The organism is Nesterenkonia rhizosphaerae, assembly GCF_039544555.1.
Taxonomy (GTDB): domain Bacteria; phylum Actinomycetota; class Actinomycetes; order Actinomycetales; family Micrococcaceae; genus Nesterenkonia; species Nesterenkonia rhizosphaerae.
The window spans coordinates 118,171-131,408 of sequence record NZ_BAABLW010000005.1; the positions used below are offsets into that span (position 1 = coordinate 118,171).

The window sequence follows — 13,238 nt, forward strand, 5'->3', positions numbered from 1 at the left end:
CTGCGCTTCCAGGCCGCTGACACCCAGCAAATCGTCCACACCGTGCGGGGGCGGGTGCACCGCGGTCTCCATCCCGCACCAGCGGCACATCCGCGCGCACCCGGTGCCGCCGCCCGGTCCACCAGCAGCAGCGCGCCCGGTAGGCTTGATGTCCTATGGCTAATCAGCAAGGGCTTCACCTCATGGGCGCCGAGGGACTGACCATCACCTTCGGCACCCGCACCGTTTTGGACAACATCACCCTGGGCATCGACGCAGGTGATCGCATTGGCATTGTGGGTCGCAATGGCGACGGCAAATCCACCCTGATGCGCATCCTGGCCAAGCAGATGGAGGCCGACGACGGCCGCGTCACCTGGCGGGGAGGCGTCTCCGTGGGATTCCTGGACCAGCAGGACATCCTGGTCCACGCTGACACTGTCCGGCAAGCCGTGGTGGGGGATCTCCCTGATCACGAGTGGGCCTCGGACCCGCGCCTGCGCGATGTAGTGGATGGCCTGCTGCCCGGCATCGACGGCGGAACCGGCGAAGGCGGCATCAGCTGGGACCAGCCGGTGGGGGCGCTCTCCGGTGGTCAGCGACGGCGCGTGGCCCTGGCCCAGCTGCTGATGGCTGATCACGATGTGATCATGCTTGATGAGCCCACCAACCACCTCGATGTCGAAGGCGTGGCATGGTTGGCCAACCATCTGAAGACCCGCTGGAGGAAGGATGAAGGCGCCTTCCTGGTGGTGACCCACGACCGCTGGTTCCTGGACGAGGTCTGCACCCTGACCTGGGAGGTTCACGATGCGACCGTGGATCATTTTGAAGGCGGCTATGCGGCCTACACGCTGGCGAGGGCCGAGCGCGACCGCGCCGCGGCAGTGGAGGAGCAGAAGCGCCAGCAGCTGGTGAAAAAAGAGCTTGCCTGGCTGCGTCGCGGCGCACCAGCCCGCACCACCAAAGCCAAGTTCCGCGTGGATGCCGCAAATGCGCTGATCGACGACGTCCCGCAGCACCGCGATGAGGTGCAGCTGAAGAAGATGGCCACCGCCCGGCTCGGCAAGGACGTGCTGGACCTGGAGAACCTCAGCTACACGGTGACCAAGCCGGCCGCTGACACTGGGGGAGCGGGCGACGTCGACCACCGGATCTTCGAAGACGTCACTTTCCGGCTGGGCCCGGGGGAGCGGGTCGGCGTCGTCGGGGTTAACGGCGCTGGCAAGTCCACACTGCTGCGCCTGCTCGATGGCGTGATTGAACCGGACGCCGGCCGGGTCAAGCGCGGCAAGACGGTCAAAACCGCGATCCTCACCCAGGAGGTGGAGGAGCTGCGTGAACGGGCCGGGATGCGCGTTCATGACGTGATGACCGAGGACAAGAACGTCTTTGACGTTGGGGGCAAGGAGCTCTCCGGGGCACAGCTGCTGGAGACCCTGGGTTTCAGCCGGGCGCGTCAGTGGACGCCGGTGGGGGATCTCTCCGGCGGTGAGCGGCGCAGACTGCAGCTGCTGAAGCTGCTGACCGGTGAGCCCAATGTGCTGATGCTCGATGAGCCCACTAATGACCTCGACACTGACACCTTGGCCGCCATGGAGGACCTTCTCGACGGATGGCCCGGGACCCTCATTGTGGTCAGCCACGACCGCTACCTGCTGGAGCGTGTGACTGATCATCAGGTGGCACTGTTGGGAGACGGCAAAATCCGCGCCCTGCCCGGGGGAGTTGAGCAGTACCTGCGCATCCGTGAGGGCAAGGAACCGGCACCCGGACTTCGCGATACCTACCGCGGCCAGTCCAGTGCAGCGGCCACCGCGGTGCCAGGCTCAGTCAGCGCAGCCAGTACCAAGCCGACGACGACGGCGGGCACTCCTGCAGCGGGAGCACCTCCTGCAGGGCAGGCCTCCGCCTACTCGGAGGCCGATAAGCGGCAGGCTCGTAAGACCATGCAGCGGGTGGAGAAGCAGATGGAGAAGCTCTCCGATCAGGTGGCCGGGCTTCACCAGCAGATGGCCGTTGCCTCCGAAGCCATGGATCTGGAGAAGCTCAGTGCACTGCAGGCTGAGCTGAGCGCCGCAGAGGCGGAGCTGGCCGAGTCCGAGGAGGCCTGGCTGGAGGCCAGCGATATCGCTGAGTCCTGAACCGGCAGAGTCCTGAACCGGCAGAGGGCTGAACCGGCAGAGGGCTGAAGTGGCGGTGTCCGGGCTGAGCCACGTTTGAACTAAGTCTCGGGAACTGAGAAGTAGTGAGCTGCTCGAATAGTTAGGTAGACTAACTAAAGCGGCGGTGTTCGCCGTCCGCTTCCGACCCAGCATCAGGAGACTGCATGTCCTCGCTCAGCTCAGAGGCCAACCAGGATGAACCCACCGACGTCGTACCTTTCGCCACCGAGGCCTCAGCCTCAGGTGCTCCCTATGCCCAGGCGCCCACGGCCTATGATGCGATTCTGCTGGCCGGTTTCGGCGGACCAGAGGGACAAGAGGATGTGATCCCCTTCCTGCGCAATGTCACTCGTGGCCGCGGGATACCGGACGAGCGGCTTGAGGAAGTGGCCCACCACTACCGGCATTTTGGTGGGGTGAGCCCGATTAATGAGCACAATCGCCAGCTGCGCCAGGCCATTGAGGATGAGCTCACACGCCGTGGCATTGACGTTCCGATCTATTGGGGGAACCGCAACTGGGCACCCTACTTGGAGGACACGGTCAACGAAGCTGCGGCAGCTGGTCACACCCGACTGCTGGGACTGGCCACCAGTGCATACAGCTCGTATTCAAGCTGTCGTCAGTACCGTGAGGATTTCGCCCGAGCGCTGGTCAGCACAGATCTGGCATCCACTGTGCGGATAGATAAAATCCGGCAGTTCTTCGACGCCCCCGGATTCGTGGAGCCTTTCGTGGAATCAGTGGGCCAGGCGCTGCAACAGCTCACCGAGGAGGGCATCCCCGCCGGCAGCATTCGCGTGCTCTTCTCCACACACAGCATCCCCACTGATGATGCCCGACGCTCGGGCCCCCGGGATCAGGACTTCGGTCCCGGAGGTGCCTATGCGGCACAGCATGAGGCGGTGGCCGAGCATATTATGCAGCGGCTGCAGACAGATGGACTGATCAGCGACGGCGCCCTGCCCGGCTGGGAAGTGGTCTATCAATCCCGCTCCGGCCCGGCCAGCCAGCCCTGGCTCGAGCCGGATGTCTGTGACCGGATCTCCCAGTTGCCGCAGGAATCCGCACAGGCAGTGGTGATCGTTCCGCTGGGCTTCCTCAGCGACCACATGGAAGTGATGTGGGATCTGGATGAAGAGGCGATGGAAGCCGCCGAAGAGGCCGGGCTGCGTGCCATTCGCACCGCCACGCCGGGGGTGCATCCGGCGTTTGTGCGCGGCGTCGTCGATCTCATTCAAGAACGCATGGACGCAGTGGCGCCCGAGAAGCGCGAACATCTCACCGCACTGGGACCGTGGTTCGATGTGTGCCGCCCAGGGTGCTGCGAGAACATTCGGGCAGGTTTCAAGCCGGCCGCGGCGGGCGTGCGGCCTTGATCTAATCGCCAGCAGGGCCAGCTTCAGCGATGATGCGCTGGACCGTGTCCGCATCCAGATGTGCCAGCACGTCACCGGTCGAGGGAAGCGGGACGTGGAAAGGCAGCGCTCGGTGGGTTCGGTCCTCGTAGAGTTCGACCACCGTGCCACCGGCACCTGAGCGGATGTCCTCGGTGGTGGGGTTTCCCAGTGGTTCCACGAGGTTGGTGACAGCTGCACTGACGAGCACCGGGAGGCGTTCTCCTGAGCCGATCATCCAATTCTCGGCAATGTGATGGTGATAGTGACCGCTGAGAATGAGCTGCACATCGCTGTTCTGCAGCACCTCAGCCAGGCTCTGCGGATTCTGCAGGGACAGGGCCTGCAGCAACACGGTCTGTGCCGGGATGGGTGGATGATGCATCAGGAGCACCGTGCCGTCCTCAGCAGGGTCGCTCAGCTGCTCGTGGAGCCACTGCAACTGCTGCGGGCCGAGCTCGCCGTATCCTGCGCCTGGCACCGAGGTGTCCAGTACTACTATCCGCAGTCCGTCGAGGAAGGTGACCGAAGACCTCGGGGAGAGGGCGGCCGAATCCTGCTGCGAGGTGGTGGCGCCGTCGTCCGCTCTGCGCAGGTCACCCAGAACCTGGGTGAACCCCTCGCGCTGGTCGTGGTTGCCCATGACATAAGCGGTTCGTGCCCCGCGCTGTTCGGCCCAGGGTTCCACAAGCTCCCGAAGCCGCCGATATGAGGCCGCACTGCCATCCTCGGAGAGATCTCCGGTGAGCGCGATGAGGTCGAAGTCCAGGTGCTCGATACGCTCCAGAGTGCGCTCTAAGTTCCTATAGGTGTCGACTCCGTTATGCCGTGCTGAGGGATCACCCAGCAGATGGGTGTCGGTGAGGTGCAGGATCCGGTACTTCGGTTGACGCAGTGTTGAGGAGGCCATATCAGCACCTTGCCAGAGCCTGGTGAACAACACGTGACATATCTCTGGCTTAGGCTGGAGATTGGTGGGAGATATCTTCGCAGGCCGATACGAGCTGGTAGACCCCCTGGGGGAGGGCGGAGCCGGCGTCGTTTGGCGCGCCTGGGATCACCAGGAGCGCAGATACTGTGCGGCCAAAGTCTTGCGACAAACGGATGCGTCAAGCCTGCTGCGATTCATGCGTGAACAGAGTCTGCGTCTAGATCACCCGCATGTGCTGGCACCTACCGGCTGGGCGGGAGCCGATGACAAAGTCCTGTTCACTATGCCGATAGTCCGCGGTGGATCCGTCGCTACCCTCATCAGCGACTTCGGCCCATTGCCGCAGCCGCTGGTAGTGCTGCTGCTGGACCAGCTGCTGGATGCGCTTGACGCTGTGCACCGTGGCGGAGTTGTTCACCGCGATGTCACCCCCGCCAACTTGCTGCTCGATGCCACAGGACAGCGCCTCCCGCACCTCTGGCTCGGGGACTTTGGGCTGGCCGCGGGTGCCGACGCACCCCGGTTGACTCAGGGGCCGTTCACCATGGGCACCCCCGGTTACACCGCTCCGGAGTGCTTAGAGTTCGGCTGGCAGCCCGACGCCAGTGCCGATCTCTACTCGGCGGGAGTATGCGCAGTGGAGATGCTGACCGGGCTTCGCCCTGAGCCGAGGGCTGACATGAGCGCTGCCCTGGCGCAGGCTGAACGCGCAGAACCGATTGCTCCGGAGCTCCTGGCTGTGCTGGCCAAGCTCAGCAGTCCGCGGATACTCGACAGATTCAGCAGCGCCGCAGAAGCCCGGCACGCACTGCAGCAGACTGGGCTGTTGGACTCTGGGCTGCTGAACTCTGAGCTCTCAGCCGCGGACATCCTGGCGGAGGTGGAGGTCTTTGACCATCTTGCTCCACTGCCACCGGGATGGGGTGAGAATGGACCGCTGGCCGCGCCCGCGGGACTCTCAGCACCTGAGCCGGTGGAAACCCTGGCACAGCAAGAGCTGGCCGAGCCTCCACCGGCTCAGCGCAGACCCTCGGGTGCCGCTGGGCTGGTGTTGGCAGGGATCGGCATGCTCATGCTGGCTGCCGCCCTGTGGCTGTATGTGAATTAGAACCGGCTCTCACTGCGGTGACGACGGCGGGCTACCAGCGCTGTCACGATTCCCGCGCTCAGCAGTAACAGGGCACCAGCAGCGATGGCCACCTGCTGCACGCCGGTCTGCGCCAACTCCTCCTGAGCTGACACACGGCTGGTGGCCGAAGACGTACCCGGAACGGGCAGCCCTGCGGCAGTGGCCGAGGCGGACGGAGTAGGCGTCACCGCAGGCGCGTTCTCAGTAGGCTCCGCATCGGGCTCCACGCGTGGTGGAGCCGGTGCAGGCTCAGCTGTTTCTGGCGGTTCGGTACTCGGGATGGGTGTGACAATATCCGCAGGTTCCTCCGGAGCGGTGGTCCCGCTGGGCGCCAGTTGGTAGGCGTCAGTCCAGGCCAGTACCTCTCCGGTCTGGTTCATCGCCGTCAGAGCCAGAGTGCCGGCTTCGGCGCCGTCGGGGTAGAGCTCTCCGGGTATGGTGAGGTCCACTGTGTGCCGGATGACGGTGTCATCTGAACCCGTATAGATCGGCTGGATCTCCGTGTACTCAGCGGGTCCGCGCCCTACATGGCTCGGCGCCCCGCCGTCGGTGGGAACCAGCCAGATATCGATGATCTCTCCGCTCTCATAGTCGCTGTGCTCGGGCTCCAGCCAAGCGGTCAGCAGGAAATCTGCCGGAATCTCACCGGCTCCTTCGCCGAGGCTGATTCCGCCTTCAGCAGCGCTGCTCAGATTCTCCGACGTCGGTGCCGGGTAGTCCGGGGAGGAGCTCTGCAGCAGTACATCCGCAGCAAGGCTCGCTGGCGCAGGCTCTTCGGTGGCCAGTGCAGTTGCGCTGCTGGCGGCAGGAATGCCCAATACCAGGCCGGTGGTCAGGACTGCGATAGCAGTAGTGGTGGTCTTCATCGTGGTCTCCTTACGTATAGTCCGGAATAGGTAGTTGATGCTCCGAGGGGGGGCATCTGTGGCGAGCGTACAGAAGTTTGCAATCGCAACACAAGGGTTTGCGATAGAAAAGTATGTCTCAATCAGATAAACCCGATAAAGCCCTGTGCTCGCCGGATTCCACGGCATCCGTTAGGATTCACAAAAGCGAAGACACTGCACAGGAGGCCCAGTGAGCGAAAGTACTCAGGCGAATCTGGACGCTCAACGCGCCGCCTATGGAGAGCCGCTGCGGGACATCTTCGATCGGCTCAAGCAGTCCTTCGGCATCAACCAATCAGCTCTGGCCAAAGTGCTGGGAATTTCAGCGCCGATGCTCTCCCAGCTCAACAGTGCGCAGCGGGTCAAGATCGGCAACCCCGCGGTGCTGCATCGTGTGCAGCGACTCAATGACCTAGCTGCGGCGCTGCACACTGGCACTGTGACGCCGGAGCAGGTCAGTGTCCAGCTGGAAGAGATCCGGACAGCCACCGGAACGCTGACCCAGCGAGTTGCTGCTCAGACCGCGGGGCAGGCAGCAGCACAGCCCTCCGAACGGCTCGCCGGGGCCTATTCAACCCCTGCAGAGTCCGAAGCAGCTGCGGCGGCCCAGGACGCCGTCGTCGTTCAGGGGGTCAGGAACCTGCTGCGAGCGGTGGCCTCCGGCAGTGAGCTTCGCGAGGCAGCTGAGGGTCTCCAGAGCCAGTATCCGCGGCTGGCGGAACTGCTGCGTCTCTACGGCACGGGGCCGCTGCCACAGGCCCACGAGCACTACGCCAAGCACAAAGATCTCTTCTGACGGAGCGCCAAGATGAACATGTGCGGTCATACATGCGAAGATGTACCGGCGTCTTTTTTGACGCGGTCCGCCATGGTGTAACGGCAGCACGCCAGCCTTTGGAGCTGTGCAGTCTAGGTTCGAATCCTAGTGGCGGAACGGCCCTGCCGCGCGAGCTGCTGATCACCAGCACCTGCGTATCATGGGTCAACACTAGGCCCCTAATGAGGAGTGCACTGTACGTGTCTGAGTCTGCCGCCCGTCCCGCCGCCGTCATTGTCCTGGCAGCAGGTGCGGGAACCCGCATGAAATCTCGCACACCGAAGATCCTGCACCCTGTGGGCGGGCTCTCCATGATCGGGCACGCGCTCAATACCGCCCGGGCGCTGAACCCGCAGCAGCTGGTCGCCGTGGTGCGCCACCAGCGCGAACTCGTCGCTGAACACATTCTTCATCACGACGACGCCGCCCTGCTGGCCGACCAGGATGAGATCCCCGGCACCGGCCGCGCGGTGGAATGCGGCTTGGAAGCCCTCGCCGCTGCCGGAGCCCCAGCGGAATCCGGCACTGTCGTGGTGACCTACGGTGATGTGCCGCTGCTGAGCCCGCACCTGCTGTCAGAGCTGGTGGCCCAGCACGAGGCAGAAGGCAATGCCGTCACGGTGCTCACCACTGTTCTGGAGGACGCTGCAGGCTACGGACGCATCCTTCGTGAAGGCGATACCGTCACCGGCATCGTGGAACATAAGGACGCCACCGAACAGCAGCGCCAGATCCGCGAGATCAACTCCGGCATCTACGCCTTCGACGCCGCGGTGCTCACCCGGGCACTGTCCCGGATCACCACTGATAACGCCCAGGGGGAGAAGTACCTCACCGATGTGCTCGGTCTTGCCCGTGCTGAGGGCGGGAGAGTCGCAGCCCTGGTCACCGAAGATCGCTGGCAGGTGGAAGGCGCCAATGACCGGGTGCAGCTGCAGGCCCTTTCCGCAGAGCTCAATCGACGCACTGTGGAAGCAGCCATGCGTGCTGGCACCACGGTGATCGACCCGTCCACCACGTGGATTGACACCACCGTCACGCTGGAAGAGGACACCACACTGCTGCCCGGCACTCAGCTGCACGGAAAGACGCATATTGCCCGCGACGCCGTAGTGGGTCCTGACACCACGCTCGCCGATGTCATCGTCGGCGAGGGTGCGAAGGTGACCCGGACTCACGGTAGCGGGGCAGTGATCGGTGCCGGTGGCGTCGTCGGACCCTTCACCTACCTGCGCCCAGGGACCGTCCTGGGTGAGGCGGGCAAGATCGGTGCCTTCTACGAGACCAAGAACGTGACCATTGGTCGCGGATCCAAGCTCAGCCACCTCGGATACGCCGGGGATGCTGAGATCGGCGAATACACCAATATCGGTTGCGGCAATATCACCGCTAACTACGACGGCGAGAACAAGCACCGCACGGTGATCGGCTCCCATGTGCGCACCAGCTCCAACACCGTCTTCGTGGCACCGGTGGAAGTCGGCGACGGTGCCTACACTGGGGCCGGGGCAGTGGTCCGAAAAGACGTGCCGCCCGGAGCCCTGGCGCTCTCGGTGGCCCCGCAGCGCAATGCTGAAGGTTGGGTGCAGAATAAGCGCCCGGGCTCGGCAGCCGCTGAAGCAGCAGAACAGGCAACACAGCACGATGGCGACAACACCACTAACGGTGACAACTAAAGCCCACCAGGGCAAAGAGGACTGAAGGACACATGGACGAAATCAGGCTGGGCACTGAAAAGACTCTCGTCATCGCATCGGGCCGGGCACATCCCGAGCTGGCCGATGAGATCGCCAAGGAGCTGGGGACCGAGCTGCTGCCTATTAGCGCCTATGACTTCGCAAACGGCGAGATCTACGTGCGCTCCTCGGAATCGGTGCGCGGTAAGGACGTCTTTCTGCTGCAGTCCCACCCATTCCCACTGAACAACTGGCTCATGGAACAGCTCATCATGATCGACTCCATGAAGCGCGCCTCTGCCAAGCGGATCACCGTGGTCTCCCCGTTCTACCCCTATGCACGCCAGGACAAGAAGGGCCGGGGGCGTGAGCCGATCTCCGCGCGCCTAGTGGCAGATCTTTACAAGGCCTCCGGTGCTGACCGCATCATGAGCGTGGATCTGCACACCGACCAGATCCAGGGCTTCTTCGACGGCCCTGTTGATCACCTCTTCGCTATCCCGCTGCTGGCCGACTACATCCGCGGCACCGTGGCTGATGACGAGGTCACGGTGGTTTCGCCTGATACCGGGCGTGTGCGGGTGGCTGAGCGCTGGGCTGAGCGCCTCGGCGGTGCACCGCTGGCCTTCGTGCATAAGACTCGGGATCTCACCCAGCCCAATAAGGCTGAGTCCAAGCAGGTCGTCGGCGAGATCGAGGGCCGCACCTGTGTGCTGATCGACGACATGATCGACACCGGCGGCACCATCGCTGGAGCGGTGAAAATTCTCAAAGACGCCGGAGCAAAGGACGTCATCATCGCCGCCACCCATCCGGTGTTCTCCGGTCCGGCGGCAGAGCGGTTGGCCAATTCGGGCGCACGGGAGGTGGTAGTGACCAATACGCTGCCGATCCCGGAGGAGAAGCGCTTCGAGAACCTCACGGTGCTGTCTATCGCGCCGATTGTGGCCCGCGCGATCAAGGAAGTCTTCACCGACGGTTCGGTGACTTCCCTGTTCGACGGCCACGCCTAACTGCGCTAAGCTAGCTAGCTGTGCCAAAAGGCGAGGGAGTAGTGGGGACCCCCACAGGCTCCGTTATCGACGAATGAAGGAACATTATGGCTGACAAGATTGTCATCTCCGCCGAGGTCCGCACCGAGTTCGGCAAGGGCGCTGCACGCCAGGCCCGCCGCGCGGACAAAGTCCCCGCTGTCATCTACGGCCACGGCGACGAGCCCCGCCACGTCCTGCTGCCCGGTCACGAGACCATGCTTGCAGTGCGTAACCCCAACGCGCTGATCACCCTGGACATCGAGGGCGACAAACAGACTGTCATCCCCAAGGACATCCAGCGCGACCCCATCAAGCGTTTCGTGGAGCATCTGGACCTGCTCGCCGTGCGTAAGGGCGAGAAGATCGTCGTCGAGGTCCCTGTTGAGGTCACCGGTGAGCCCGCTCAGGGCATGGAGTACTTCCTGGATCAGCCCACTGTGGCTGTCGAGGCCGACGCCCTGAACCTGCCCGAGTCCGTCACCGTGGACATCACCGGTCGCGAAGAGAACGTTCTGCCCGAGCACCTCACCCTGCCCCAGGGCACCGAGCTGGCACTGACTGACCTGGAGTCCCCGGTGGTGACCATCACCGAGCCCCAGGACCAGGACGTTGAGTCCGATGCCGAGGCAACTGAGGAAGAAGCTGCTGCAGAGGGCGGCTCCGCCGAGTAGTCGCCTCAGCTCGCGAGAGAAACAGGTAGCCTGAAGCAATGGCTTCAGAGACATGGCTGATAGCGGGTCTCGGGAATCCCGGGGCCCGCTATCAGCGTACCCGGCACAATATCGGCCAGATGGTGCTTGACGAGCTGCTTGACCGCATGGGGGCCAGCTACTCACGCACTAAAGTTGGAGCCAAAGCCGTAGGTGCCCGGCTTCCCGGGGGAGGTCCCAAAGTGATCTTCGCGATCTCCGAGGGATACATGAACACCAGCGGCAAGCCGGTGCGCAGTCTGATGGACTATTTCTCCGTGGATTCGCAGCACCTAGTAGTCGTCCACGACGAACTGGACATTGACTTCGGCCGCATCAAGCTCAAGCGCGGCGGCTCAGAAGGTGGGCACAACGGCCTGAAATCCATCACCCAGCACCTCGGCGGAAACCGTGACTACCTGCGAGTGCGGGCGGGAATTGGGCGTCCCCCAGGGCAGATGGATACTGCCGACTATGTGCTGCAGAAATTCAGCAGCGCAGAAGAGAAGCAGCTGCCTGATGTCATCGACCGCGCCGCCGACGCCGTCGAACTTCTGATCACCGAGGATCTGACCACGGCGCAGAATAAAGTCCACTGACGACGTCGGCGCTGCCGCAGCTGTTATCTCAGCTGTTCTTCTCGATCCATTTGGCAACCTCAGTGGCCTGAAGCTCCACGAATTTACGCATATACGGTTCGGCCGCCTTCTTGATCTTCCCGCCGATAATGGGGATCTTCACGTCCACATCACCGCGGACGGTGGCCAGAGTTTCTGCCGCACTACGGGCGTGCAGCGTCTGGGAAGCCACGGCCTTCACGGGGGCACCAGCAATATCTACGGTGGTGTCCGAGCGGCGCGAGCCGGAGGCATCCGGGGCGCTCCACTTGTCGGTCACGGTCACATTCACGGTGCCCTTGATGACCTTCTTCGCGATCTCCGGGAGCTTGTCGGCGCTCATGGCCTGCTTGGAGATCACCTCGAAACCAGTCTCCGCAGTGCCGCTGACTTCAAAGCCCTTCAGCTCGGAGCCCACTTTTGCTGCCAGGTGTTCATGGAAATCACGCGAAGTGTAGGCCGCAACAATGGCATCAGCGCTGTGCGGAATGACCTTCTCGGCTTCAAGACTCACAGGGGTCTCCTTCAAGGGTTGAAAACAGGTGGTGGTACTGCGCTGTCATCCTAACCAGGCCGACCCCGAGAATAGGCGGCGGCACGTTCCGCGATCCAACAATATTGTGTGAACTTTCGTCTAATTTTCAGGTGCCGCTCAGGGTATGCTGTGGACGGTGACGCTCATCCAACTTCTTCTGCTGGTCAGCGGTTTTGTGCTCCTCGTCCTTGGCGGGGAGGCGCTGGTCCGCGGGGCTGCATCCTTGGGGAAGACCATGGGGCTCTCCTCGCTGATCATTGGACTCACTGTGGTGTCCTTCGCCACCTCGGCCCCGGAACTGGCCGTGAGTGTTGGCGCCGCCCTCGATGGCTCACCTGGGCTTGCGGTAGGCAATGTGGTGGGCAGCAATATTGCCAACATCCTCTTCGTGCTGGGACTCACCGCGGCTTTCGGCGCCCTCTACGTCCGCCTTCAGCTCATCAAAGCCGATATTCCGATGATGGTGGTGCTCTCAGTGCTTGCACTGCTGCTCTCATTGGATGGGCACCTCTCCACCCTTGACGGCGCTCTGCTGTTGGGCCTTCTGCTGGCTTACCTGCTGGCCACCATCATCTACGCCCGACGCCGGACCGTTCGCGGCAAGGCCCCAGAACTGCATGTAGAGGAAGTCCTCCACTCAGGCACAGGGAAGCTGACCTCTAAGCTGCGGGCCACCAAGTTGGGCGCCACCACCGTTGACCTGGTGCTGATCCTGGTCGGCGTGGGGCTGCTAGTGGTCGGTGCTCAACTGCTGGTGCGGGCAGCCACCGGCATCGCCACCGCCTTGGGCGTCAGCGACCTGATCATCGGGCTGACCATTGTGGCCATCGGCACTTCTCTGCCTGAGCTGGCTACCAGCGTCATTGCCGCAGTGCGTGGTGAACGCGATATGGCTGTGGGCAACTTGGTCGGTTCCAATATCTTCAATATCGGGGCTGTGCTGGGTCTGACTGCCATTGTCTCTCCGATAGGTGTGGAGGTGGCATCAGCGGCCATCCACTTCGATCTCCCGGTGATGGTCGCCGTCGCCCTGGTGCTGCTGCCCCTTGCTTTCACGGCACAAGCTATCCGGCAGTGGGAGGGCTACGTGCTGGTGGTGATGTACGTGGGCTACGTGGTCTACCTGGTCCTCTCGGCGGCAGATCACAGCGCACTGCGACCCTTCAGTGCCGCCATGCTCTGGTTCGTGCTGCCGATCACCGCTGTCTGGATCCTGGCCCTGGCCGGCTACGAGCTGGGCCTGCGCCACTCCACTAAAGAAGACAAACGCGAGTACGGTGATGAGGAGGAAGACTTCTACACCTCTCCCATCACGATTCCTGCACCTCCTGAACAAGCCGAGCGTCAACAATGAGCTCCTTTCGTAGCTCCCAGCCAAGCAC

Annotated in this window: 12 protein-coding genes and 1 tRNA gene; 10 read left to right on the forward strand and 3 right to left on the reverse strand. The window is 63.2% G+C overall.

Annotation, left to right across the window (positions count from 1 at the left end; all coding sequences use genetic code 11):
- The first annotated feature begins 155 nt into the window (after positions 1–155).
- Positions 156–2,123 (forward strand): ABC-F family ATP-binding cassette domain-containing protein, encoded by a 1,968-nt coding sequence (locus ABEA23_RS04850; protein WP_345476944.1) that lies wholly within the window; start codon positions 156–158, stop codon positions 2,121–2,123.
- 185 nt (positions 2,124–2,308) lie between these two features.
- Positions 2,309–3,523 carry a ferrochelatase gene (locus ABEA23_RS04855; RefSeq protein ID WP_345476945.1) on the forward strand — a complete coding sequence of 405 codons (1,215 nt, stop codon included), beginning with the start codon at positions 2,309–2,311 and terminating at the stop codon, positions 3,521–3,523.
- 1 nt (position 3,524) lies between these two features.
- Here ABEA23_RS04855 and ABEA23_RS04860 read toward each other — a convergent pair whose 3' ends face one another.
- Positions 3,525–4,451 carry a metallophosphoesterase gene (locus ABEA23_RS04860; RefSeq protein ID WP_345476946.1) on the reverse strand — a complete coding sequence of 309 codons (927 nt, stop codon included), beginning with the start codon at positions 4,449–4,451 and terminating at the stop codon, positions 3,525–3,527.
- A 64-nt stretch (positions 4,452–4,515) separates the two neighbouring features.
- Here ABEA23_RS04860 and ABEA23_RS04865 point away from each other — a divergent pair, with 64 nt between their 5' ends.
- On the forward strand, positions 4,516–5,580 hold the full coding sequence (locus ABEA23_RS04865) for a serine/threonine-protein kinase (RefSeq protein WP_345476947.1): 1,065 nt from the start codon (positions 4,516–4,518) through the stop codon (positions 5,578–5,580).
- Here the strand turns inward: ABEA23_RS04865 and ABEA23_RS04870 are convergent.
- Positions 5,577–6,467, reverse strand: coding sequence for a hypothetical protein (locus ABEA23_RS04870; protein WP_345476948.1), 891 nt, complete (start codon positions 6,465–6,467; stop codon positions 5,577–5,579). The genes ABEA23_RS04865 and ABEA23_RS04870 overlap by 4 nt on opposite strands.
- A 211-nt stretch (positions 6,468–6,678) precedes the next feature.
- Between ABEA23_RS04870 and ABEA23_RS04875 the strand changes: the two genes are divergently transcribed.
- The 6 genes from ABEA23_RS04875 (at position 6,679) to pth (ending at position 11,303) form a co-directional block, all read left to right on the forward strand.
- Complete coding sequence (locus ABEA23_RS04875) at positions 6,679–7,284, forward strand: helix-turn-helix domain-containing protein (protein WP_345476949.1); 606 nt, start codon at positions 6,679–6,681, stop codon at positions 7,282–7,284.
- A 66-nt stretch (positions 7,285–7,350) separates the two neighbouring features.
- Positions 7,351–7,422 (forward strand) — tRNA-Gln (locus ABEA23_RS04880).
- Positions 7,423–7,487: 65 nt separating this feature from the next.
- Positions 7,488–8,981: a bifunctional UDP-N-acetylglucosamine diphosphorylase/glucosamine-1-phosphate N-acetyltransferase GlmU gene (gene glmU / locus ABEA23_RS04885; protein ID WP_345476950.1), complete on the forward strand. Its 1,494-nt coding sequence runs from the start codon at positions 7,488–7,490 to the stop codon at positions 8,979–8,981.
- 32 nt (positions 8,982–9,013) lie between these two features.
- Positions 9,014–9,994 carry a ribose-phosphate diphosphokinase gene (locus ABEA23_RS04890; RefSeq protein ID WP_044496210.1) on the forward strand — a complete coding sequence of 327 codons (981 nt, stop codon included), beginning with the start codon at positions 9,014–9,016 and terminating at the stop codon, positions 9,992–9,994.
- Positions 9,995–10,080: 86 nt separating this feature from the next.
- Positions 10,081–10,686 carry a 50S ribosomal protein L25/general stress protein Ctc gene (locus ABEA23_RS04895; protein WP_345476951.1) on the forward strand — a complete coding sequence of 202 codons (606 nt, stop codon included), beginning with the start codon at positions 10,081–10,083 and terminating at the stop codon, positions 10,684–10,686.
- A 38-nt stretch (positions 10,687–10,724) separates the two neighbouring features.
- Positions 10,725–11,303 carry an aminoacyl-tRNA hydrolase gene (gene pth / locus ABEA23_RS04900; protein WP_345476952.1) on the forward strand — a complete coding sequence of 193 codons (579 nt, stop codon included), beginning with the start codon at positions 10,725–10,727 and terminating at the stop codon, positions 11,301–11,303.
- Between the two features lie 28 nt (positions 11,304–11,331).
- Here pth and ABEA23_RS04905 read toward each other — a convergent pair whose 3' ends face one another.
- Positions 11,332–11,835 carry a DUF2505 domain-containing protein gene (locus ABEA23_RS04905; protein ID WP_345476953.1) on the reverse strand — a complete coding sequence of 168 codons (504 nt, stop codon included), beginning with the start codon at positions 11,833–11,835 and terminating at the stop codon, positions 11,332–11,334.
- Between the two features lie 157 nt (positions 11,836–11,992).
- On the opposite strand from ABEA23_RS04905, the gene ABEA23_RS04910 reads away from it, so the two are divergent.
- Complete coding sequence (locus ABEA23_RS04910; protein ID WP_345476954.1) at positions 11,993–13,210, forward strand: calcium/sodium antiporter; 1,218 nt, start codon at positions 11,993–11,995, stop codon at positions 13,208–13,210.
- Positions 13,211–13,238: the final 28 nt, after the last annotated feature.

What these genes read in the sequence shown, in the direction of transcription:
- ABEA23_RS04850 (WP_345476944.1), top strand. Translation starts at nt 156, where the DNA reads ATGGCTAATCAGCAAGGGCTTCACCTCATGGGCGCCGAGGGACTGACC.
- ABEA23_RS04855 (WP_345476945.1), top strand. Translation starts at nt 2,309, where the DNA reads ATGTCCTCGCTCAGCTCAGAGGCCAACCAGGATGAACCCACCGACGTC.
- ABEA23_RS04860 (WP_345476946.1), bottom strand. Translation starts at nt 4,451, where the DNA reads ATGGCCTCCTCAACACTGCGTCAACCGAAGTACCGGATCCTGCACCTC.
- ABEA23_RS04870 (WP_345476948.1), bottom strand. Translation starts at nt 6,467, where the DNA reads ATGAAGACCACCACTACTGCTATCGCAGTCCTGACCACCGGCCTGGTA.
- glmU (WP_345476950.1), top strand. Translation starts at nt 7,488, where the DNA reads ATGAGGAGTGCACTGTACGTGTCTGAGTCTGCCGCCCGTCCCGCCGCC.
- ABEA23_RS04890 (WP_044496210.1), top strand. Translation starts at nt 9,014, where the DNA reads ATGGACGAAATCAGGCTGGGCACTGAAAAGACTCTCGTCATCGCATCG.
- ABEA23_RS04895 (WP_345476951.1), top strand. Translation starts at nt 10,081, where the DNA reads ATGGCTGACAAGATTGTCATCTCCGCCGAGGTCCGCACCGAGTTCGGC.
- pth (WP_345476952.1), top strand. Translation starts at nt 10,725, where the DNA reads ATGGCTTCAGAGACATGGCTGATAGCGGGTCTCGGGAATCCCGGGGCC.